17 protein-coding genes are annotated in these 19,756 nt (G+C 70.9%); 10 read left to right on the top strand and 7 right to left on the bottom strand.

Annotated elements, in window-relative coordinates:
• Positions 1-32: 32 nt before the first annotated feature.
• A complete protein-coding gene (locus ACIQU6_RS08555; protein WP_403480881.1) occupies positions 33-989 on the bottom strand; it encodes a ferritin family protein in 957 nt (318 codons plus the stop codon).
• Between the two features lie 414 nt (positions 990-1,403).
• Here ACIQU6_RS08555 and ACIQU6_RS08550 point away from each other — a divergent pair, with 414 nt between their 5' ends.
• The 3 genes from ACIQU6_RS08550 (at position 1,404) to ACIQU6_RS08540 (ending at position 6,153) form a co-directional block, all read left to right on the top strand.
• Entirely contained in the window at positions 1,404-4,325 is a 2,922-nt protein-coding gene (locus ACIQU6_RS08550) for a LuxR C-terminal-related transcriptional regulator (protein ID WP_403480880.1), read from the top strand.
• A 284-nt stretch (positions 4,326-4,609) separates the two neighbouring features.
• On the top strand, positions 4,610-5,257 hold the full coding sequence (locus tag ACIQU6_RS08545; RefSeq protein ID WP_403480879.1) for a papain-like cysteine protease family protein: 648 nt from the start codon (positions 4,610-4,612) through the stop codon (positions 5,255-5,257).
• A 5-nt stretch (positions 5,258-5,262) separates the two neighbouring features.
• On the top strand, positions 5,263-6,153 hold the full coding sequence (locus ACIQU6_RS08540; RefSeq protein WP_403480878.1) for a hypothetical protein: 891 nt from the start codon (positions 5,263-5,265) through the stop codon (positions 6,151-6,153).
• A gap of 477 nt (positions 6,154-6,630) precedes the next feature.
• On the opposite strand, the gene ACIQU6_RS08535 is transcribed toward ACIQU6_RS08540, so the two are convergent.
• A complete protein-coding gene (locus ACIQU6_RS08535) occupies positions 6,631-7,074 on the bottom strand; it encodes a MerR family transcriptional regulator (protein WP_403480877.1) in 444 nt (147 codons plus the stop codon).
• Positions 7,075-7,160: 86 nt separating this feature from the next.
• Between ACIQU6_RS08535 and ACIQU6_RS08530 the strand changes: the two genes are divergently transcribed.
• Positions 7,161-8,039: an alpha/beta fold hydrolase gene (locus tag ACIQU6_RS08530; protein WP_403480876.1), complete on the top strand. Its 879-nt coding sequence runs from the start codon at positions 7,161-7,163 to the stop codon at positions 8,037-8,039.
• Positions 8,040-8,208: 169 nt separating this feature from the next.
• A complete protein-coding gene (locus ACIQU6_RS08525; RefSeq protein WP_403480951.1) occupies positions 8,209-9,111 on the top strand; it encodes an NADP-dependent oxidoreductase in 903 nt (300 codons plus the stop codon).
• Positions 9,112-9,282: 171 nt separating this feature from the next.
• Here the strand turns inward: ACIQU6_RS08525 and ACIQU6_RS08520 are convergent, their stop codons facing one another.
• Positions 9,283-10,092 (bottom strand): MgtC/SapB family protein, encoded by an 810-nt coding sequence (locus ACIQU6_RS08520; RefSeq protein ID WP_403480875.1) that lies wholly within the window; start codon positions 10,090-10,092, stop codon positions 9,283-9,285.
• Positions 10,093-10,283: 191 nt separating this feature from the next.
• Positions 10,284-11,018: a S1 family peptidase gene (locus ACIQU6_RS08515; protein WP_403480950.1), complete on the bottom strand. Its 735-nt coding sequence runs from the start codon at positions 11,016-11,018 to the stop codon at positions 10,284-10,286.
• Between the two features lie 390 nt (positions 11,019-11,408).
• Here ACIQU6_RS08515 and ACIQU6_RS08510 point away from each other — a divergent pair, with 390 nt between their 5' ends.
• Positions 11,409-12,287 carry a serine protease gene (locus ACIQU6_RS08510; protein WP_403480874.1) on the top strand — a complete coding sequence of 293 codons (879 nt, stop codon included), beginning with the start codon at positions 11,409-11,411 and terminating at the stop codon, positions 12,285-12,287.
• A gap of 432 nt (positions 12,288-12,719) precedes the next feature.
• Positions 12,720-13,832: a glutamate--cysteine ligase gene (locus ACIQU6_RS08505; protein ID WP_403480873.1), complete on the top strand. Its 1,113-nt coding sequence runs from the start codon at positions 12,720-12,722 to the stop codon at positions 13,830-13,832.
• A 72-nt stretch (positions 13,833-13,904) separates the two neighbouring features.
• Here the strand turns inward: ACIQU6_RS08505 and ACIQU6_RS08500 are convergent, their stop codons facing one another.
• Positions 13,905-14,132: a hypothetical protein gene (locus tag ACIQU6_RS08500; RefSeq protein ID WP_403480872.1), complete on the bottom strand. Its 228-nt coding sequence runs from the start codon at positions 14,130-14,132 to the stop codon at positions 13,905-13,907.
• A gap of 425 nt (positions 14,133-14,557) precedes the next feature.
• Between ACIQU6_RS08500 and ACIQU6_RS08495 the strand changes: the two genes are divergently transcribed.
• The 3 genes from ACIQU6_RS08495 to ACIQU6_RS08485 all read left to right on the top strand — a co-directional run bounded on the left by ACIQU6_RS08495 (position 14,558) and on the right by ACIQU6_RS08485 (position 17,929).
• Complete coding sequence (locus ACIQU6_RS08495) at positions 14,558-15,985, top strand: family 2B encapsulin nanocompartment shell protein (RefSeq protein ID WP_403480871.1); 1,428 nt, start codon at positions 14,558-14,560, stop codon at positions 15,983-15,985.
• A 134-nt stretch (positions 15,986-16,119) separates the two neighbouring features.
• The gene (locus tag ACIQU6_RS08490) at positions 16,120-17,082 is read left to right on the top strand and encodes a Camphene synthase (RefSeq protein ID WP_403480870.1); all 963 of its coding nucleotides are present in this window, start codon (positions 16,120-16,122) and stop codon (positions 17,080-17,082) included.
• Entirely contained in the window at positions 17,066-17,929 is an 864-nt protein-coding gene (locus tag ACIQU6_RS08485; RefSeq protein WP_403480869.1) for a geranyl diphosphate 2-C-methyltransferase, read from the top strand. Before ACIQU6_RS08490 ends, ACIQU6_RS08485 begins: the two co-directional genes overlap by 17 nt.
• A 34-nt stretch (positions 17,930-17,963) precedes the next feature.
• On the opposite strand, the gene ACIQU6_RS08480 is transcribed toward ACIQU6_RS08485, so the two are convergent.
• Both ACIQU6_RS08480 and ACIQU6_RS08475 read right to left on the bottom strand, forming a co-directional pair.
• A complete protein-coding gene (locus tag ACIQU6_RS08480; protein WP_403480868.1) occupies positions 17,964-18,668 on the bottom strand; it encodes an SDR family NAD(P)-dependent oxidoreductase in 705 nt (234 codons plus the stop codon).
• On the bottom strand, positions 18,665-19,714 hold the full coding sequence (locus tag ACIQU6_RS08475; protein WP_403480867.1) for an amidohydrolase family protein: 1,050 nt from the start codon (positions 19,712-19,714) through the stop codon (positions 18,665-18,667). The genes ACIQU6_RS08480 and ACIQU6_RS08475 overlap by 4 nt, the downstream gene beginning before the upstream one ends.
• Positions 19,715-19,756: the final 42 nt, after the last annotated feature.

Here is a 19,756-nt window from a genome sequence, read left to right as displayed (position 1 = left end):
GTGCGTGCCGTGGACGTCAAGTCGTAGGAATGTCAGGGGAGTTGGGTGCGGGCGGTTTCGAAGGCGCGGGCGTGGTCGGCCTCCGTCTTGGCGTTGTGGGTGAACAGCTCCGCTGCCTTGGCGTCGCCCGCTGCCCTGGCCTGGCGGGCATAGGCGGGGTACATGATGCGGGACTCGTACTGTTCGATGTTGAGTGCGGTGCCGAGGTTCTCGCGGGCGGAGCCGACGGCGCCGGCCAGTTGCGCCTCGCCGGCGAAGTGCTCGCGCAGTGCGGTGTCGGCCGTGACACTGAACAGGCGGGCCAGCGCCGGGTTGCCGTGTGCGGTCGCCGCCTTGGCGAACTGTGCGTACCTGGCCGACGCCATGGCCTCGCTGTGCTGTGCGGTGCTGAGGCTCTGCCTGGTTCGGGCCGCGCGGACCTTGGGCGCTCCCGCCCGGACGGTCACGGGCCTGACGCTGGGGGGCGCCGGGATGGTGCCCCTGCCGGTACGGATGACCTCCAACGCCCGGGCGGACGCGGCCTGTTGGGCGCTCTGGTCCCGGGCGATCTCCTCGAAGAGCCGGGCGGCGATGAGGTCACCGTCCTGCCGGGCCTGACGGGCGAAACCGGGGTACATCGTATGCGATGCGGACTCCTCGTCCTTCATCGCGGATCGCAGGTTGGCCGTGTTGCCGCCGATCACCTCGCGGAGCTCGGCCTCCTTCGCGAAGTGCTCCCACAGTGCCGCCGCCGCAGTGCGCTGGAACAGTTGCTGTACCGAGGGCAGCCCTTGGGCGCGTGCCTGGTCGGCGAAGAGGGAGTAGGTGGCGTAGGCGTACGCCTCGCCCTGCATCGACGCATCGAGGTCGGCACGGGACTGCGCGTGCAGCCCGGGAGCCAGCTCAGGGGTCAACAGCGCGGCGGCGCCCGCGGGCACGCTGACCGCCACCGCCAGGGCGCCCGTCGACATCGCACGCATGGACACGGCGCGCATCGAGAAAGGGATCATGCGGACCTCCACACTCGGGCCGGAGAGCTCCCCAAGGCATCACACCAACGAGTGGCACCCCGGGCTATCGCGATGCGGCGATCGGGTGACGCGCATCGTTACCTACCGTGACAAAACCCAGGTGAGAAGGGTGCTGCCGCGCGCCGGAGCCCGCTGGCGCCGAAAACCGTGTGCCTGGGCCGATTGCCGGATCCCCTTGAGCCGTTGATCGCGCCGCCCGCGGTGCTTCCCCGGTGGCGGGGGAGTGGGGCGGGGCGGCCGGGGCGGGTGTCGTCCCGTGAATGTTGACTTCTGAACAACATGGCATGAACATGATGGAGCTGTTGGGTCGGTGGATCGACGGGTCGGTTTCCGGCAGAGGGTGCGAGGGGCGCTGCTTCCCGGGCTCTCGGAACCCTGTGAGGATCGCCTGTGGTGGGAAATGATCCCGGGGATCCGGGCGATCCCGGGGCGCGGCAGGACATGGAGCGCGCCGCCCGTCTGCACCTCGCGGACGGTGGCAGCGCCGTTCTGCACGGCCCCACCGGCATCGGTACCTCACATATCCTGGGCGGCCTCGTCGACGCCGCCCGCGCCCGCGCCGAGACCGTGCTGTACGCCCAACCCGCCGCGCCCGAAGGTGGGTTGCCATACGCGACGCTCGCCGATCTGCTCGACCCGCTGGCCGACGAGGAGTTGGCGCGGCTGTCCGCGCCGCAACGGTCCGCGCTGCGCGTCGTGCTGCGCCGCGAGCCCCCGGTGGCGGATGCGCCGGACCCGCTCGCCCTGCGGCTGGGCGCGCTCGCGCTGCTCCGCGGACTGGCCCGCGGCGGCCCGGTGCTCCTCGCCGTCGACGGTGCGCACTGGGTGGACCGCCCGAGCGCCGAAGTCCTCTGGTACACCGCGCGCCGCCTGCGCGCGTCCGGGGTGCGGGTGCTCACGGCGGAGACCTCCGTTCGCGGGCAGGGGGCGCTGGTGGGTACGGCCTTCTGTCCCGACCCCGTGCGGGAGTTCGAGGTGCCGCCGGCGGGCCTGTCGGAACTGCGGGAGATGCTCGGCGACCGGGACGGCCCCGCGCTCCCCGGGTGGCTGGTCCGCCGGGTGCACGAGGCGTGCTCGGGGAACCCCGGCGAAGCCCTGGAGATCGTCCGGGCGATGGACGGTCAAGCCCAACTTCCCGCCCGTGAACGACCGTTGCCCGTACCGGCCCGCATCCGCCGCGAGCTCGCGAAGCGGCTGGCGGGCATCGGACCGGAAGGCCGGGAGGTGTTGCTGACGGCCGCCTGCACCCCGCGGTTCAGCGCCGGCCTGCTGCGTTGCGCCGCCGCCGCAGGCACCGCGCGGCCCGCGCTCGACGGCGGGCGGGGCGACGACACGGCTGTCACGTCGGGCGGCCGTCCCGCGGGGCGGTCCGCCCGTGACCCGGTGACCCGCGCGGTCGAGCACGCCCTCGCCGCCGGTGTGCTCGTCGCGGACGAGGACGGCGACTGTCTCCGGTTCGCCCACCCGCTGTTCGCCTGCGCCGTGTACGGCGGCGCCACCGTGGCCGAACGGCGGGCCGCACACGCGAGGTTGGGGGTGGTGAGCACCGACCGTGCCGAGCGCGCCCGCCACCTGGCGCTGGCCGGTACGGAACCCGACGAGGAGGTGGCGGCGTTCGTGGCCGACGTCGCCGAAGAGGCCGCCAGGCACGGCGCACCCGAGGCGGCGGCCGCCCTGGCCCGCCTCGCGGCGGCGCGTACCCCGGCACGGTTCGCCGGTCGCCGCTGCGAACGCCTGCTGGTCGGCGCAGCGCACGCGTACGCGGCGGGGGACCACGAACTCTGCCGGGAACTGGCCCTGGGTGCCGCGACCGACGCCGACACCCCGGGCCGTCACGTACGCGCCCGCATCCTCCTCATCACCGCCGCCGACCAGGCACTTTCGGGCCTGGACGAGGTCTTCGCGGAAGCCTTCGCGCACGCCGGCGGTGCACCCCGCGACCGGGCCCGCCTGCACTACCTGCGTGCCTGCAAGGCCCATATCGCCGACGGGGACGCCGGCGTCACCTGGGCGGAGGCCGACCGGGCCGCGTCCTGGGCGCGGCGTGCCGGCGACCGCTGGACCGAGGTGTTGGCCCTGGGGCTCCAGGCGTTCGTCGGGACACTGTTGGGCCGCACCGACGCCCCCGAACCACTGGCCCGCGCGCTGGCCCTGCCGCAGGACATCAGTTGGTTCGGCAGCCACAACGGGCCCCGGGCGATCAAGGCCAGGTTGGACTTCTTCGCCGACCGGCTCGCCGAAGCGGGCGCGGAACTCGACGCGTTGCTGCTCCGCGCGAAGACGTCGAGCGACGCCGAGGGGAGGATCTTCCTGCTGTGCGCGGCCGTCGACGTGGAGGTGCGGGCCGGTCACTGCGGACGGGCGACGGCCGTCGCGCGCGAAGCGCTCGGACGGGCCCGCGAGTTGGGCGCACACCTCGGGCAGGCATGCTATTCGGCGGCCGTCGCCGAGGCCGCGGGCGGCGACCTCAACCGGGCCGCCGCGTTGGCGCAGGAGAGCGTCCGGGTGGCGGACGCCGAGCGGGACCTGATCTATCTCCCGCTCGCCCTCTGCCTGTTGGGGCAGGTCCGGATGCGGGCGGGGGACGCCTGGGCGGCCGTGGACTGCCTGGGTCGGGCGCGGACCATCGCCCGCCGCCGCGGCATCGTCGATCCCGTCCCGGTGCCGTGGACGGCGGACCTCGCCGAGGCGCTCATCGCGGCCGGCGAGCACGACCGGGCCGCCGCGGTCGTCGACGAGGTGCGCGACACCGCACTCCGACTGGGGCGGACCGGCGCCGCCATGTCACTGCTGCGGGCCGAGGCGCTGGTGCGCGCCGGTTCCGGCGATCTGGCCGGGGCGGTGTCGGCCCTGCGGGAGGCGGCCGAACGCCATCAGGGCCTGGGGCTGCCGTTGGAACACGGCCGCGATCTGCTGGCGTTGGGCAGCGTGGAGCGGCGTCGACGGCATGTCACGGCGGCCCTGACCTGCTGGCAGGACGCGGCGGCCGTGTTCGAGCGGGCCGAGGCGCACCCCTGGCTCGACGGGGCCCGTGCCGAGCTGCACCGGATCACGGGCAGTGCGGAGGCGGCGGGCGGTGGCGCGGCACCGACGCCGTGGTGGCGGGCGCTGACACCGGCCGAGCGGCGGGTGGCGCAGATGGCCGGCGACGGTGCCACCAACCGTGAGATCGCCGCTCAACTGTTCCTGTCCGCCAAGACGATCGAGTCGACGCTCACCCGCGTCTACCGCAAGCTGGGCATCCGCTCGCGCGCCGAGCTGATCGGACTGTGCCGGCACACCGCACACGCACCGGAGAACGCCCCGCTGCGGTGAAACCGGCGACAGCACCCGCTGGACTCCGGCTCCCCAACAGCCCCAACCATCAGTCAAGTTGGCTGTTCCTGGCGCCATAAGGGGGATACCGGAGATCCCCTTGCTCTGAGGTCAAGGGGGTTCCCGGCCGGGTCCCGGCGACCCCACCGTGGCCTCGTTCGTCTCCAGTCGGCCGACGAGTTCCCGCCCACACCGGAGGTGCGGTGCGGCCCCACGACACGACCTCGACGGCCCCTCCCCTCATCGTGGCCCCGGCGTCATCAGCCGGGCGAGAAGGAGTCTCCATGATTCTGCGGAATCGCCGGACACCGCTGAGAGCCACCCAAGCGCCCCCGACGCCGCGGCGGTGTCGCCCCAAGGCGCTCGCCGGGCTCGCGGCCGCCGCCTGCCTGGCCCTGCCGCTGGCCGGGACGGCCGCGGCCGCGGCCGCGCCCGCCGAACAAGCACGGAGCCACGACTCCAAGCTCGACTTCACCGAGCTGACCCAGGAGCAGGACGAGTGGTGCTGGGTGGCGACGGGCCTGTCGGTGGCCCAACACCTGGGCTATGGAAAGGACACCGACCAGAACACGTTCTGCAACCTCGCGCACGGACAGGACGGCGGTTCTTCCTGCCCCAACCAGCCCGGCGAGCTCACCGACGTGCAGAACGCCTGGTCCGGCCTCGGCATGAGCCCCGGCAACGTCACGGGCGTCGTCCCCTTCTCCACGGTCACCTCGTCCATCGACGCCAACTCCCCGGTGGAGGTGGGCATTTACTGGACCGCGGGCGGTGGCCACGCAAACGTCCTGTACGGCTACGACTCCGCCAGCAACACGATGCTGTACGCCGACCCCTGGCCCTCCAACCCCCGCTACGGCGAGATGGACTACTCGACCTACGTCAGCAACGGCCAGTTCAACTGGGCCGAGTCCCTGTACGGAGAGAAGTGAGTGCGATGACCGACAACTCCCCCTCTCGCCCCCACCGCATCGGCGGCGCGGCACTCGCCGCCGGTCTCTGCGCGCTCACGCTGCTACCCGCCACCACCGCCTTCGCCGCCGACAACTCCAACTCGCCTTCCACACTGGCTGGTTCAGTGAGCGCGGCCGACCGTGCCGCGGTCGATCGGACGCTCGGCAGCCGAGCCACCACGGACAGACTGGCCTCCTTCTTCGTCCACCTGCGCGAGCACCTGGCATCGAAGCGCGGCACCATAGCCGACGCGAAGGTGACGCCGCAGGACGCCGCGGCACAGGCACCGGAACTGGTCGGCTCCGCGATGCCCGTCTACTCCTTGGACCCCGGCTTCGTCCGCGGTGACCAGGCAGCGGCGCCGGTCGCCCGCTTCTCCTACCTGGCCGCCGAGGCCCGTTCGGCGACCGGCCAGGAGGCGACGGTGTGGACCGTGCGCGACGCCCGCACGCACAAGTGGGTCGTCGCCAACATCCTCTCCGGCGCCGACGAGTTGACGTACACGCACCGGGCCGGGGGCGCCGCGGTCTTCACCGAACCGCAGATCGCCGCCTGGTACAAGCTGTCGGGGAACCGGGTACTGCCGCTCAACGACAGCGCCCGGCAGTCGGTCGGCACCCATGGGGTGACGGCGCAGGCGTACCGGAAGCTCGTCCACACCCGGTACGCGGACAAGTTGGCCGGTTCGGAGTACCAACGCTCCGGGAAGCTCGGCGGTTTCTCCCCGCGCACGGGGTCCGTCGCGGCCGCCGCGCCGAACTCGGCGCCCGACTCCGCCGTCGCGGCGACCGCCGCGGCGGCAGGCGGCGGCCTCCTCCTCGGCGGTGGCGCCTACCTCCTCCACCGCCGCCGTCGCGGAGCAACTCCCGCGTAACATCCGCGCGCAACGCTCCTGCTCACCAGCCCGTGCCCGGCCCGCCTACCCTTCCCCACCCGCCGGCGGACCGGGCGCGGGCGTGGTGCGGCGGGCGCGGCGGACCCCAGGCTCCGCCGCGCCCCCTCCGATTGGCCATCAGGAGGGTGGTCAGCATGACCGCTGCGGGGCCGATTGGACAAACCGGGTCCGGAGCCGATACCGCGCCCGACAACATCCGGGCAAGCTCTACCCAACACGCTCTACCACGCGCCCAGTTCGACCCACCGGCCCGTCCGGTCCCGCGAAAGGACTGACGAAGACTTCGCTCGGTCAGGTGATGTTCCGACACTTTGATAGGAGTACGGCGGTTAGGGCTGTGGCAGTGCGCAGTGAGCGCCCGTGGACTGGGGCCTCCGGAGGTGCGAGGGGTCGCGCCGCCGCCGGTGAGCGCGGCGATAGCGTCGGCGCCCCACAGCCCGGGGCGCCGTACGCATTTCAGGGCCCGAACGTCTCACCGGCATCGGGTGGCAGGGGAGTTGCTCGCGGCGTCACGTGCTTCCCCTCGCGCAGGGGGACGCTCACGGCGTATCTCGTGCAGGCATCGCACCGGGTGAGGAGCGTGTGCTCGCAGTTGATCACGTGTACGAGGAAGCGCTCGGCATCCTCAAGTCGCGTGCGTTGCGCCCGGATCCGGTGGAGTTGCCGCGCGATGGCGTCCCCTCTCTCGGGTTCGGCTCGATGCAGAACCTGTCGGATCTCCGGCAGGCTCATGCCGACGCTCTGGCACGCCCGCAGGACCCGCAGGCGGTGGAGCTGCTCCTCGCTGTATTCGCGCTGGCCCGACGGCGTGCGGTCGGGCACCACAACACCCATGTCGTCCCAGTGCCGCAGCACATGCACCGCCACTCCGAGACGGTTTGCGGCCTCTCCGATCTTCATGAGGCCATCATCGCTCCCTCCCTGCTTGACCTCAGGTCGACCTGAGGTTCTAGCTTCCTCGCATGAGTACGAGGAGGAGCATGGGGATGAGCAAGAGCACGTGGGAATCGCGGCTGCCGGAACCCGTCCACGTCACCGTCGACGGGGCGAGCATCGCCACCTACGTACTGGCTCCCGAGGGCCGGGATCCCGTCGGGGACGTGGTGTTGTGCCACGGCACGCCGTGGTCGGCGGAGGTATGGGCGGAGGCCGCACGACACCTCAGCGGCGACCACCGGGTGTTCATGTGGGACATGCCTGGCTACGGCCGGTCGACGAGGGACCCGTCGGTGCCGGTGGACCTCGCCTCCCAGATGTCGCGGTTCGCCCGGCTGCTCGCGCACTGGCGCTTGGACCGGCCACACGTCGTCGCACACGACATCGGAGGGGCCGTGGCCCTCGGGGCGCACCTGCTCCACGACGCCGAATACGCCGGCCTGTTCCTCTGGGACGTGGTGACACTCGACCCATGGGGGTCGCCGTTCTTCCGACTGGTCGCCGACCACGCAGACGTGTTCACGAAGCTCCCCGCCGCGCTCCATGCGGCCCTGGTCAAGGAGTACATCGCCGGAGCGGCGCGCCACCAGTTGGCCCCTGCCCGGGTGGACGCACTGAGCCAGCCGTGGCGGGGAACGTCGGGCCAGCCGGCCTTCTACCGCCAGATCGCTGCCCTCCGGCCTGTCCACACCCGGCCGGTCGTGGAACGCCTGCGGCAGGTGCGCTGCGCGGTGACGATCGGCTGGGGCGAGCAGGACCCCTGGATTCCCGTCGACCAGGCAACCCGGTTGCAGGACCTGCTCCCCGGAAGCCCACCCGTGGTCACGCTGGACGAGGTGGGACACCTCGCCCCGGTCGAAACGCCGTCGCGGGTGTGCCTGGCTCTCGGCGACTGGCTCGCCCGATCGACCCATGCACGTCCCTCGTAGGGGAGTTGTGCGGCGGGCGAGCCGGCTCCCTTGACGCGTACGCGAGCCCGCCCGGCAAACGGTTACGAAAAACGATCGTCCGTTACGTACGGTGTTGGTAGCGGAATGAGCAGCGTTCGCCGTGGGCGCGCGGCACGTGCGACACCCGGGGGCGAGATCGGAGCGGATGATGAAGGCAGCGTGTTTCCACCGGTTCGGGGGCCCGGAGGTCCTGCAGATCGTGGAGCTCCCCGATCCGCATCCGGGGCCCGGCCAGGTCCGGATCGCGGTGCGTGCGGCCGGCGTCAACCCCAGTGACTGGAAGAAGCGCAGGGGCCTGATGGATGAGGGGCTCCCGCAGACACTGGGCCACGAGGCGGCGGGCGTCGTCGACGCACTCGGTGAGGGCGTGGCGGACGTGGCCGTCGGGGATCGGGTATTCGGCTTCTCCGCCGAGGGGGCGGCCCAGGCCGAGTTGGCTGTGCTGTCCCACTATGCGCCGATCCCCCGGTCGCTGGGCTTCGCCGATGCGGCCGCGCTGCCGGCCGCCATCGAGACGGCCACGCGCGCGCTTGACCAACTCGGCGTCGCGAGCGGCGGCACGCTGCTCGTCAACGGGGCCTCCGGAAGCGTCGGTAGCGCCGCGGTGCAACTCGCCGTGGTGCGCGGGGCCCGCGTGATCGGCACCGCCAGCCCGGCAAACCACGACTACCTCCGCTCTCTGGGGGCCGACCCCGTCGCCTACGGGGAGGGCCTCGTCCAGCGGGTTCGCGCGCTCGCTCCCGAGGGCGTTGCGAGGGCGCTCGACGTCGCCGGGAGCGGTGTGCTGCCCGAGCTCATCGAGCTCGCGGGCGGACCGGAGCGGGTCGTGACGATCGCCGACTTCGCCGGTGCGCGGGAGCACGGGGTGACGTTCAGCCGCGGGGACGCCGGCCGCGCGGTCCATGTGCTCGCCGAGATCGGCGAGTTGGTCGAGGCCGGGCGCTTCTCGCTCCCGGCCGCACAGACCTTCCCGCTCGCCGAGATCGCGGAGGCACATCGCGCCGGTGAGGACGGCCATGCGCGCGGGAAGCTGGTGCTGCTGGTGGGCTGACGCGTCCGTGGTGGGGTGATCCGGCCAGGGAATGCGGGAGGCGCGAGCAAGACGGCGTGACGACGAAGCCCTCTCCCCCCGGCGCCATCCTGCGGGCCCCGGCCCGCTCCTTCGCCAAGCGCCCTACCACCGTGCTGGCCCGGCCCTGAAAGGCACGCCCCTGCTCGACGGCTACCGTTCCGTCTCCCCGCGCCCGCGCCGCGTGAGCCAGACCCGGAAGCGGTGCCGGGACGCGTCGTCCGAGCCGTAGGAGCGGTCGTCCTCGTCCGGCTGGCCCACCACCGTCCAACTCACCGCGGAGACCGCCGGCTCCAACGAGAGCCGGCTGAGGGCCGCTTCGAGCAGGGAGTCGTCACGCCGCTCGGTGGTGAGCTCCGCGGCGACCGTGACCTTCCCCTCCTCCGCGTCGCGGCTGAACACCGAACGCAACAGGAAGCCGGGCCGCGCAACGGACTGCACGAGCAAGGCCCTGATGTGCGCCTCCTCTGGTTCGGCGCACACCGCCTCGAAGTAGTAGTCGGTGGTGACCTCGGCACCGCCGCGCGGCTCACGGTCCAAGTGCCGGCCCAGCGGCCGCAGCAGCAGGTTGGCGCCCACCACCGCGGCCGTGCCGAGCCCCGCCACCACATACAGCCCCGAACCGGCCAGGGCGCCCACCGCGGCCGAACACCACAACGTGGCCGCGGTGTTGAGCCCCCGCACGCTCAGCCCGTCCCGGATGATCACACCGGCGCCGAGGAAGCCGATGCCGGAGACGATCTGGGCCGCGACCCGCGAACCGTCGTACCCCACAGCACTGGTGGCCTGCGCGAAGCCGTAGTTGGACAACAGGACGAAGAGCGCGGACCCGGCGGCCACCAGCGCGTTCGTCCGCAGCCCCGCCATCCGGGCCCGCCACTGCCGCTCCAGCCCGATCGCGGCGCCGAAGCCGAGCCCGGCAGTGATGTTCTCCACCAGCAGCCATTCGTCGATGACGGCCATGGTCCGCGCTCCTCGTCCGTTGTCGCTCTTGTTCCCTTTCCCGTGCCGGCTCTTGTATCGGCAGTCCGCAGGCGGGTGCTGAACCGCCGGACGTGTCGTAGAGTCCACCTCCGCACGGGAGGCGCACCGCGGTGCCGGGCGTCGGCGGCGTCGCGCCCGCCCCGCCCTGCCTCACCCCGCCCCGCTCCGGGCTACCGCCGAGTGACCGAGCGGATCCAGGCGAGCTGCTGGGAGACCTCCCCGGCCTCGGCGATCTGCTCGCGGTCGGAGCCGTCGAAGACGCCGAGCAGGGTTTCGGCGCCGTTGCGGGCGATGCTCATCACCGGCCCCCCGGAGTCGCCGCCGGCGGGAATACCGGACACCTTTTCCATACAGAAGTCCGAGCCGCCCGGCGCGGTGTGACCCGCGCACCGCGGGTCGTCCTGCCGCACGACCCGCAGGTCCGACTGCTTGAGCACGGGGGACTGGCAGGAGTTCTCGTCGCCGGCGCAGGTGGCGCCCCACCCGTACTGGCGCACGACCTGGCCGGGATGGACGCCGGACGTGGCCAGGGGCGCCGTGCGGATCTTCATCGGGGGGACCTTGATGAGCATCATGTCGGCGTGCGCGCTTCCCACGCGTTTGCCGGGAACCGGGCGGACCGTGGTGCCCTTGCGCATGTCGAGGTTGCCGACCCGGAACGAGATCCGCTTGTCGGCGACCGGCTGCGCCTGCTCGAAGAAGCAGTGCGAGGCGCTGATGATCCACTGGGGCGCGACCGCCGTCCCCGTGCACGCCGGTTTGCCGTCAACGAGCATGCGCACCGCCCACGGCCCGTAGGTGCTCTTCGACCCGCCGATGACGGCGGAGGCCGGCGCGGACGACATCACCGCGCCTGTCACCAGAAGTAAGGCGGCCAGTAGCGACACGCGTACGCGACCGGTCATGTGCAACAACTCCTCCTGTCGGAACATGTATTGGAGGAGATGCCCCGCCGCGCCGAAAAGTTCCGGACGCATCGAACGGAGCGACCCGGTGGGGGTGGAGGCGCTGAAGCAGGCGGGCCGGGTGGCCCCTCTCGGTGAGCCCCGTGGGGTCGCGGGCCCGTACGGGGCGGTGTCGAGGGCGTCGGGGCGCGTAGTTGGCTGGGCGGGAATGGGGATCCTGACGCGGGAAGCCCGGTGGGATCGGCGTTCCTCGAACCGCATCGATTTCTCATCGATTCACGAAGGTCATTGCCGTGGGGCACGCTTCGGCACACAATGCGCATGTCAAAACCGGAGTGGCGGAGGCGACCGCCTCCGTGGAACTCCGGACCAGAGTTGAGAGGACCCCACATGTCTCGACCTCTCGTCGGCGCCCTGGCCACCACCGTGTTGGGCGCTGCCGCCCTGGTCACCGCCGCAACCCCGGCGGGCGCCGCCCCGGTCGGCGCCGCCGCCCACAAGCCGAAGCCCCCGCACACCAAGGCGGTTGACTTCGCCGGCACCGTGGCGCTGGACGACTGCTCCGGCTCGATCGTCAAGATGCCCAGCTCGCAGCCGAACGACCCGGCGTTGGTGATGACCAACGGTCACTGTCTGGAGAGCGGGATGCCGTCCGCGGGCCAGGTGATAGTCGACCAGCCCTCCAGCCGCGACTTCACCGTGCTGGACAAGTCGGCGGGTGACCTCGGCTCGCTGCAGGCGACCAAGGTCGTCTACTCCACGATGACCGACACCGACGTGACGCTGTATCAAACCAGCTCCACCTACGCGCAGATCGAGCAGAAGTACGGCATCAAGCCGCTGGAGATCTCCACCGACCACCCCACCAAGGGCGCCGGCATCACCGTCGTCTCCGGTTACTGGAAGAAGACGTACACCTGCGGCATCGACGGGTTCGTCCCCACCCTCAAGGAGGGTGACTGGACCTGGAAGGACTCGGTCCGTTACACCGCGGAGTGCAAGGTGATCGGCGGCACCTCCGGGTCGCCGGTGGTCGACAACAGCACCGGCAAGATCACCGCCATCAACAACACCACCAACGAGAGCGGCGAGCGCTGCACCCTCAACAACCCGTGTGAGGTGGACGCGAACGGCAACGTCACGATCCACCAGGGCACCGGTTACGCCGAGGAGGTCTACACCATCCCCAAGTGCTTCGGCGCCGGCAACACGTTGGATCTGAACGGCGCGGGCTGCACCCTGCCCAAGCCGTCGGGCGTCCGCCGCTGAGGACGCCGACTGACGGTCGGTGAACGCCGCTCGGCAGGCGGCCGGGTCCCGTGCACGGTGTGCGCGGGACCCGGCCTTGGGCGCGGCGGTCGGCGGCGCGACCGGGCCGGGTCAGCGCACCAGAAGCCACATGCCGGGCGCACTGTCCTTGTTCGGCCCCCTCAACGCCGCCCGACGTCAGACGGCGCGAGGCCGATGCCCGTAGCGGGGCACAACACCGCTACGACAGGGCGGGTTTCGAGCGCGGGTTTCGTCCGGACGAGGCGGCTCACCGGTCCCGCACCGCCACCAACAGATCTGTGGCAAGTTGAATACTGTGTCTTCCGGGACATTGATGGGACATTGAACCCTGTGTCTTCGGAGATGAAGCCAGTCACCGGTGAACTGACCGCTCCTGACGTCGCCCCCGCGCCCGGGTGTCGCGGAGGCCCCATGACCGTCGGGGTCGAGGAGGAATTCCTCCTGATCGACCCCGAGACGCGCACCCTGGCACCCGTCGCGGAAGCCGTCATCGCCAAGGCGTCGCCACTCCTCGGCGACCGCGTCACCCCCGAACTGACGCTATATCAAGTCGAATCCCGCTCCGAACCACACACCAGCCTGGCCGACCTCGCCGAGCAACTACACGCCATGCGACTGCACTTGGCCCAGGCCGCGACCGCCAGCGGCGCGCGGCTGATCTCCAGCGGTGCCCCCGTCCTCCTCCCGGCCGGCCCCCCGCCGCTGTCGTCCGGCGAACGGTACGTCCGCAGTGCCGCCCAGTTCGCCGCCCTCGACGACGAACAGGTCTCCTGCGCCTGCCACATCCACATCGGCTTCGAGAACCGCGACCAGGCCCTGCACGTCAGCAACCACCTGCGCCTCTGGCTGCCCGCACTCATCACCGTGGCCGCGAACTCCCCGTTCTGGGGCGGCCGCGACACCGGATACGCGAGCTGGCGCACCATCGCGTGGAACCGGTGGCCGGTCGCCGGCCCTCCGCCGTACTTCGCCTCCACCAGTCACTACGACGATCTGGTCGCCACGCTGATCAGCACGGGCGCCATCTTGGACCACCGAGGCGTCTACTGGGACATCCGTCCCTCCCACCACCTGCCCACCCTGGAAGTCCGGGTCGCCGACGCCGCACTGACCGTCAACCACACCGTCCTGCTCGCCGCCCTCGTGCGCGCCGCGGCAGGGACGGCCCTGAATGCCGTGCGCCGTCGCGAGCCCGTGGCCCGGCCCGAGCCGCACCTCATGCGGGCCGCCCACTGGCGAGCGGCCCGCGACGGCCTCGCCGGCCAAACCGTCAACCTCAGCCACCCTCACCACCGTCTGGAGCCCGCCCAGCACCATCTGCGCGACTTCCTGACGTGGCTACGCACCGCCCTGCACCGTCACAACGACCTACGACACCTCGAAGCCCTGGCATGCCACCTGCAACACCACGGCACGGGCGCATCGCACCAACGCCGCGCCTACCAAAGACGCCACCGCTTCACCGACGTCGTCGACGACCTCGTGACCCGCACCCTCACCCCACCCGTTTCCCGACAGTCCTAGCGGCACGGGCGAGTCATGACGCTGGGCCCGCCGGAGGTCGACGCCTGAAAGTCCCTGCTGCACAGGCGAGTTCTACAGGGCCTTGCCGAGCACATCGTTGATCGCCGTATACACCTCTAGCCGGGTGTACTCCGTCGTGGTCCGAGGGTTCTCGGCGTATTTCGCGGCCTGTTGCGCGGCGTAGTCCCTGGCTTCCTTGAGTTTCGACTTCGGTACGACTTCGCTCTCCGTGAGGTCGGGGCACGCTCCTTCAGGGGCGCCTTTTCCCGACCCCGCGATGTCGCTGGATTCTTCGGGCACGTTCGGATCTCCTCTTGAGTGGCTTCGATGCTGCCACGTGAACGTTTGCCGGGCGCGAGTCCTCGCAAGCGCGGCACCGCTCATGTGGGTGCTGCCGTATCGATCCCCCGCCTCTTTGTTCGGCACGAGCTTGCGCATGCCGCCCGGCGCCGAGCCACGGCGAACGCCGCAATGCGATCGTCAGCAGCAGGCCACGGGTCCGCAACCGCAACGCGACCGGGAGTTGCGCCGGGCACGGGGGCGGCATCGCGATACGCCGAATGGCCCGTATCCCGTTGCCGCGCGCCCCGGGTCTGCCTTGACTGGTAATCACTGGGCCAGGCCCGCAGTGCCGTTCTCCGCGTCGACGCCATCAGGTCGCTCACGCTCTGCCGCGCCGGATGTCACGAGGCGGCCAACACCCGTGCCGAGAAGGGGAATTAACCATGCCGGAATCCATATCGGGGACAGAAGACCCTCCGGTCGCGCCATCGGCGCTGGGCATTGCGGCCGCCCGGAATCTCGCCCACACGGCCAAGTCCGTTCCGCAGATGCAGGGCATTTCTTCCCGATGGTTGTTGCGCATCCTTCCCTGGGTGAATGTTCCCGGCGGTACGTACCGGGTCAACCGGCGCCTCGCCTATACGATCGGCGACGGCAGGGTGAAGTTCGACAACGCGGGGCTTCGCGCCCATGTGATACCGCAGACGCTGCGCGAGATCGCACTGTTCCGGGACTTCCCTGAGGAAGCGATATCGATACTCGGTGCCCTGTCCGATGCCTTCGAGCAGCAAGAGGTGGAACCTGGAACGGTGTTGGCCCGGGCGGGAGGCAAAGGGGACCAACTGGTCCTCATCGTCCGCGGCAAGGTCGAGCGCATCGGCGCCGGCAACTACACGGAGTCGGTCTCGCACGGCGTACTCGCCGAAGGTTCCTACTTCGGCGATCAGTACCTCACCGGAAAAGGGTCCTGGGAGTTCACCTACCGGGCCATGACCGCCTGCACCCTCCTGACCCTCCCGCGACGCGCCTTCCGGCAGCTGCGTTCCGCCGCACCGGAGTTGAGCGCCCACGTCGACGCGTACCTCTCCCGACCCCGGCCGGCGATGACGCGGCGGGGCGAGGCGGACATCGCGCTCGCGTCCGGCCACCACGGAGAGGCGCCGGTGCCCAGTACGTTCGTGGACTACGAGGCGTCACCCCGGGAGTACCCGCTGAGCGTCGCCCAGACCGTGCTGCGGATCAACACCCGGGTCGCCGACCTCTACAACGGACCACAGGACCAGACCGATCAGCAGTTGCGGCTGACCATCGAGGCCCTGCGCGAGCGGCAGGAGCACGAGATGGTCAACCACCCCGACTTCGGGCTGCTCCACAACGCCGACCCCCAGCAGCGGATCTCGACCCGGCACGGGCCGCCGACGCCGGACGATCTGGACGAACTGATCTCCATGCGACGGCAGACCAGGTTCCTGCTCGCACACCGCCGTACGATCGCGGCCTTCGCGCGGGAGTGCACCCGCGCCAAGATCTGCCCGCCGGGCACCGAATTCCACGGTCACCATGTGGTTGCCTGGCGCGGCATCCCGTTCCTGCCCTGCAACAAGATCCCCATCTCCGCGAACCTCACCAGCTCGGTGCTCGCACTGCGCACCGGCGAGGACAACGGCGGGGTGATCGCCCTCCACCAGACCGGTCTCGCCGACGAGTACGAACCGGGCCTGTCCGCCCGCTTCATGGGGATCGACGACCGGGCGACGCTCTCCTACCTCGTCAGCACCTACTACTCGGTGGCCGTCCTCCTGCCCAGCGCACTGGGCATCCTGGAGAACGCCGAAGTCGGCCACTACAACGAACCCCCGGACGCACTGTGAGTCCGCTGGGCGGCCCCACCGGCTTGGGCACCTCGGCCGCCCGCCGATTCGCGCCACGCCCGTCAACTTCCCTCGACGGTAAGGTTGTTGAGTCGCTCGACCTCCACTGCCCACCCCCACGCCGCCACGATCCGGTGACCGCGGACAGGATCAACGAACGCCTCGTGGCCTGGGCCGACCGCATCGGCCTCTACCACGGCCGGCTCGAACGGGTACGCGCGGCGGACTTCGGCAGCCTGGCCACCCTGTGCTACCCCAGCACCGACGACCTGGACCGGCTCACGGTACCGGCCCGCTGCGCGCTCGCCATCTGGGCCATGGACGACCACTACTGCGACGACCCCGGCCTGGGAGCCGAGCCCAGCCTCCTCGGTTCCCGCCTGGCGACCGCCGCCGCGGTCCTCGGCAAGGTCCGCCTCCCGGACCGCCACGAGGGCGAGTTCGACGACGCCACCCGCACCGACCCCGTCCTGGTCGCGCTCCGATCCGCCGTCACCTACCTGGGACACCTCACCACCCCCACCCAGCTCGACCGGACCCGTCACAGCCTCTGCTACCTGTTCACCGCGCTGGCCCAGGAAGCCTCCTGGCGCGCCACCCACCACCGGCCGCGGGTATGGGAATACCTGGTCAACCGCCAGGCCAACAGCTTCCTGCCGTGCATGACCGTGATCGACGCGATCGGCGGCTACCACCTCCCGGCCCATCTCTGGGCCGACCCACAGGTGTACGACACCGTCGGCATCGCCGGCCTGGCAAGCTGCGTGGCCAACGACATCTACTCCGTCGACGTCGAAGACCACGGCGCCGGCGAGGACTTCAACCTTCCCAGGGCCCTCGTCGAGGAGCGTCGCTGCACCCCGAAGGAAGCACTGGTCCTGAGCGCCGAACTCCACAACGACCTCATGCAGCGCTTCCACGAGCAGTCCGACGCCCTGCGGCGCCGCGGCGAACCCGAACTGCGCAGCTACCTCGACGGCGTACGCGACTGGTGCGCCGGCAGCCTCGCCTGGCACCGCTCCAGCCCCCGCTACCACCCGCGAACGTCCCCGGACCGACCGCCTACGACAAGGACAGAGCATGGCCACCACACCTGACCGGAACGCCGCCGTCCTGCGCACCGACTACCAGAAGGCGGTCGCCGAGTACTGGGACACCCACCAGAACGACAGCGTCAACCTGCTGCTCGGCGACGTCGACGAGCTCTACCACCACCACTACGGCATCGGCCCCTACGACCCCGCCGTACTGGACGCGGCCCCGCCGGACCGGGAACAGCGGATCATCCGCGAACTCCACCGCATGGAAAGCGCACAGGCCGACCTGCTGCTCGACCAACTCGGCCCCGTGGCACCCGACCACCGCCTCCTGGACGCCGGATCCGGACGCGGAGGCACCTCGTTCATGGCCCACCGGCGCTTCGGCTGCCGGGTCGACGGCGTCTCGATCTCCCAGTACCAGGTCGACTTCGCCACCGCCCAGGCCGAACAGCACCACGTTGCCGACCGCGTGCGCTTCCACTTCCGCAACATGCTCGACACCGGACTGGCGAACGCCTCACAGCACGCGATATGGACCAACGAGACCACCATGTACGTCGAACTCGGCGAAGCCTTCGCCGAGTTCGCCCGCGTCCTCACACCCGGTGGACGCTATGTCTGCATCACCGGCTGCTCCAACGACCTCACGGGAGGGCGCTCCAAGGCCGTCAGCCACATCGACTCGCACTACACCTGCAACATCCATCCCCGGAGCGCCTACTTCAACGCCCTCGCCGCCCACGGCCTCGTCCCCATCGCGGTCACCGACCTCACCCCGTTGACCATTCCGTACTGGGAACTGCGCGCCCGCTCCTCCCTGGCCACCGGCATCGAGGACGCCTTCCTCACGGCTTACAAGGAGGGCAGCTTCCACTACCTCCTCATCGCGGCCGATCGCGCGTGACCCCGGAGGGGACGAGGCCGGACGCCTCGGCGCTTCACCAGGCGACTGTCCGGCCCCGGTAGTCGAGGTACTGCAGGCCGGCCCGGCCGCGTTGGGCGTCGACGACCGAGACGAGGTGGGGGACGCTCTCGTCGAGGGTGAGGCGGGCGTCGGGGCCGCCGAGTCCGGTCTTGACCCAACCAGGCGCCATCAGCAACAGCGTTCGGTGGTCGTCGCGGTGCCGGGCGGCGTAGCTGCGCATGAGTTGGTTGAGGGCGGACTTGCTCGCTCGGTAGATCTCGAAGCCACCGCGTTCGTTGTTGGCGACGCTGCCCTGGCCGGAGGACATGATGGCCACGGTGCCGTGGGAGTCGACGAGCCCACCGAGCGCCTCGATGACCCGCATCGGGCTCAACGCGTTGGTGACCATCAGGCGGGTGAACTCCTCCGTCGTGACGTCGGCGCTGGTCTCCTCCTGGCGGTTGGTGACGCCCGCGTTGACGAAGAGCAGATCGAAGCTGCGGGCAGCCAGTCGGTCGCGCAGTGCCCGGACCTGCTCGGGCGAGTTGATGTCCACCCGCTCGATCTCCAGCCGGCCACCGGCGGAGTCCTGCAACTCGTGCAGGGCGGTGCGGCCCGGGCCGCGGACGGTCGCCACGACGCGGGAACCCCGGTCGAGGTACTCCGCGGCGATCGCACACCCCAGGCCGCGCGAGGCGCCGATGAGGAGAACGGTGGGGTTCGGCGAGGCCGTGTTCATGGCCGCTCCTTGACGTGGTGCGCAATCCCCGTCGCCGGCTGGTTGTCCGCCTCGGAGGGAAGTCGGTCGAGGCGGTAGAGGGACTCGGCGTTGGCGTGGGCGATCTTGTGTCGATCGTCGGGGTGGGGAAGCGTGTGGAGGAAGTCGGCGAGGGTCGCGGCGTCGAACCGGTGGAACGGGTAGTCCCCGGAGAGCAGGATGCGGTCGACGCTCGTGTAGTCGAGCGCGTGGCGGAGCAGACGCGGGGTCAGCATGCCGCTGGTCGCGATGTGGATGGTGGTGGCGAAGTAGTCGGCGACCCGCCGCTCCAGGTGGGTTGCGACGTGGGAGAGACTGTCGACCCGGTCGAGCGCGAACAGGAGCGTCTCGCCCCAGTGCCCCAGGACGACCTGGAGGTCCGGATGGCGGTCGAAGGTGCCGCGCAGGATGAGACGCAGCGCCGCGAGTCCCGCTTCGATGTGCCATCCCCAACCGAACGTGGCCAACGCGAGGTCGAGGCTCGGGTCGAACCCGCGGTAGGAAGCCGCTCGGACCGCGTCCGGGGGAATCTGCGGATGGAGGAACACGGGACGCCCCAACTCGGCGGTAGCCGCCAGCAGTTCGTCGTTGGCGGGGTCGTCCAGCGGGCGCTCGCCGCTGCGGCCGTAGGACATGATCCCGACGTGTCCGGGCGCGTTCGCGGTCCGCCGGAGCTCGGCCACCGCCGCGTCCGGGTCTGACATCGGCAACGTCGTCATGGCCCTCAGGCGGGTCGGGTGGCGGCGAACGGCCTCGCTGGCGCGGTCGTTCGCCTCCTGACTCAGCGCCACCGCCTCCCGGGCCGGAAGCCCATGCGTCCCCGGCGGCGCGACCGACAGGATCTGGACATCGACGCCCGCCGCGTCCATCGCCTCAACTCGCCCCGCCTCGATGTCGAGCAGCCGCGCGGGGATGTCCCCGCGGTCGTTCAACGCCACGCTCTCGTCGCGCGCACCCACCGGCCGCGACCGCAGTGCCTGGTCGATGCCTGCGGTGGTCCAGTGCTCTTCGATGGCGACGACTCTCATCGCTTCACGCTCCTGTGCCCGGCTCCCCGCGGCAACCGTGTA

This window comes from Streptomyces sp. NPDC090442 (genome assembly GCF_044769405.1).
Taxonomy (GTDB): Bacteria; Actinomycetota; Actinomycetes; order Streptomycetales; family Streptomycetaceae; genus Streptomyces.
This window is presented reverse-complemented; position numbering and strand designations above follow the sequence as displayed.

Bases quoted from the DNA above. Each gene is read 5' to 3' on its own strand.
- ACIQU6_RS08555 (WP_403480881.1), bottom strand. From the start codon at position 989: ATGATCCCTTTCTCGATGCGCGCCGTGTCCATGCGTGCGATGTCGACG.
- ACIQU6_RS08545 (WP_403480879.1), top strand. From the start codon at position 4,610: ATGATTCTGCGGAATCGCCGGACACCGCTGAGAGCCACCCAAGCGCCC.
- ACIQU6_RS08540 (WP_403480878.1), top strand. From the start codon at position 5,263: ATGACCGACAACTCCCCCTCTCGCCCCCACCGCATCGGCGGCGCGGCA.
- ACIQU6_RS08535 (WP_403480877.1), bottom strand. From the start codon at position 7,074: ATGAAGATCGGAGAGGCCGCAAACCGTCTCGGAGTGGCGGTGCATGTG.
- ACIQU6_RS08530 (WP_403480876.1), top strand. From the start codon at position 7,161: ATGAGCAAGAGCACGTGGGAATCGCGGCTGCCGGAACCCGTCCACGTC.
- ACIQU6_RS08525 (WP_403480951.1), top strand. From the start codon at position 8,209: ATGAAGGCAGCGTGTTTCCACCGGTTCGGGGGCCCGGAGGTCCTGCAG.
- ACIQU6_RS08520 (WP_403480875.1), bottom strand. From the start codon at position 10,092: ATGGCCGTCATCGACGAATGGCTGCTGGTGGAGAACATCACTGCCGGG.
- ACIQU6_RS08515 (WP_403480950.1), bottom strand. From the start codon at position 11,018: ATGACCGGTCGCGTACGCGTGTCGCTACTGGCCGCCTTACTTCTGGTG.
- ACIQU6_RS08510 (WP_403480874.1), top strand. From the start codon at position 11,409: ATGTCTCGACCTCTCGTCGGCGCCCTGGCCACCACCGTGTTGGGCGCT.
- ACIQU6_RS08505 (WP_403480873.1), top strand. From the start codon at position 12,720: ATGACCGTCGGGGTCGAGGAGGAATTCCTCCTGATCGACCCCGAGACG.
- ACIQU6_RS08495 (WP_403480871.1), top strand. From the start codon at position 14,558: ATGCCGGAATCCATATCGGGGACAGAAGACCCTCCGGTCGCGCCATCG.
- ACIQU6_RS08485 (WP_403480869.1), top strand. From the start codon at position 17,066: ATGGCCACCACACCTGACCGGAACGCCGCCGTCCTGCGCACCGACTAC.
- ACIQU6_RS08480 (WP_403480868.1), bottom strand. From the start codon at position 18,668: ATGAACACGGCCTCGCCGAACCCCACCGTTCTCCTCATCGGCGCCTCG.
- ACIQU6_RS08475 (WP_403480867.1), bottom strand. From the start codon at position 19,714: ATGAGAGTCGTCGCCATCGAAGAGCACTGGACCACCGCAGGCATCGAC.